The organism is Mucilaginibacter myungsuensis (assembly GCF_015222005.1).
In the GTDB taxonomy this organism is placed as follows: domain Bacteria; phylum Bacteroidota; class Bacteroidia; order Sphingobacteriales; family Sphingobacteriaceae; genus Mucilaginibacter; species Mucilaginibacter myungsuensis.
Genome location: NZ_JADFFL010000020.1, coordinates 1 through 1434, shown reverse-complemented (window position 1 = coordinate 1434; position 1434 = coordinate 1). Strand labels below are relative to the sequence as shown.

Sequence of the window (1434 nt, the reverse complement as noted above, 5' to 3'; positions counted from 1 at the left end):
CTATCGTGTGGACACATCTTTTATGATTAGTTTCGTGTCCGATGTCATTACGTAATTTTAGGGACCTTGCGGATAAAAGACTTGTTAGCCGTGGGAATAAGATATTAAGCGATCTGTTTAGCAAGAGTGTAAGTTCGGTACGTCAGTTAAGCGACGATGAAGCATCAGCCAAGGGGCATTATCGTTTTTTGCAGAATGAGCGTGTAAGTGAAGAAGATATCGTACGGAACATGATGCACAATTGCATCGGGGCTTGCCGGGACAGATATGTTGTTTGTATCCAGGATACCACGGAGATAAACTTATATGCTCATCGTGGGCGGATCAAAAAGGATGAATATATCGGAACGACGAACGGTTTACGGGAGCGTGGACTTGGGTTCTATTTGCATCCATCTTTGGTATTGGACGCGGAGAACGGCACACCTTATGGCTTTGCCCATGTAAAACTGTGGAGCCGTAACGGAGAGTTCAAGGACAAAAAGGCGCGCAATTATCAAAGCTTACCGATAGAAGAAAAGGAGTCTTATAAATGGCTTGAGGTATCCGAGCGAACGATATCGGCTTTGTCGGAGGTCGTTCCCGGTATGGTTATCATCCAGGACCGCGAAGGCGATATCTATGAACAGTTCGCTCGGATACCTGGTCCAAAGACAGATCTACTGGTGCGGGCCAAAGCAGACCGTACGCTAAAGGATGAGGCTAAATTATTTGCAGCGGTAGCTGAACAAGAGGTCCGGGGGACATATCAGGTCACAGTAGAAGCCCGGAACGGCAGAAAAAAGCGGGTCGCGCAGATCGAGATCCGTTATACCGAGGTCGAAATAAACAACCCGAAACGGAATGATACGACCGCAGCACCCAGCCTAAAGCTATCGGTCATTGAAGCTAAAGAAACAGGGTATGATGGCGAGGACGCGATCTGTTGGCGTTTATTGACGACAATTGAGATAAAAGATGTTCAACACGCTATGCTTTGTATCGAATGGTATAGCTGGCGCTGGACGATCGAGGAGGTCTTCAAGATCCTCAAAAAAGAAGGCTATCATATCGAAGCCTCAGAGTTGGAATATGCTTCATCGATACGGAAGCAAAGCCTGATGATCATGGAGGTCTGTATCAAGCTATTTTTGATGCGGTTAGCTTATGCAGAACCGGAGTTGGAGATAAGTGCGGATAGCTGTTTCGATACCCAGCAACAAGAAGTATTGGAAGCTTATAGCGAGAAACTCGAAGGAAAGACCCAAAAGCAAAAGAACCCATACAATGCTCCTGATCTGAAGCGATATGTATGGGTACTGGCCCGATTAGGCGGATGGAAAGGATACGAAAGCTATAAAAATCCCGGAATTACCACGCTATGGATAGGTCTTGGTCGTTTTAATGATGCAATGGAGGCCTATTGTCTCCATAAAGATGTGTCCACACGATAGC

Annotated in this window: 1 protein-coding gene; it reads left to right on the top strand. The window is 46.2% G+C overall.

The window, feature by feature from the left end:
• Nucleotides 1-41: 41 nt before the first annotated feature.
• On the top strand, nucleotides 42-1433 hold the full coding sequence (locus IRJ16_RS22775) for an IS4 family transposase (RefSeq protein WP_194114228.1): 1392 nt from the start codon (nucleotides 42-44) through the stop codon (nucleotides 1431-1433).
• Nucleotide 1434 lies beyond the last annotated feature (1 nt).

Excerpts from the sequence above, each read along its gene's own strand:
- IRJ16_RS22775 (WP_194114228.1), top strand. The coding sequence starts at position 42 with ATGTCATTACGTAATTTTAGGGACCTTGCGGATAAAAGACTTGTTAGC.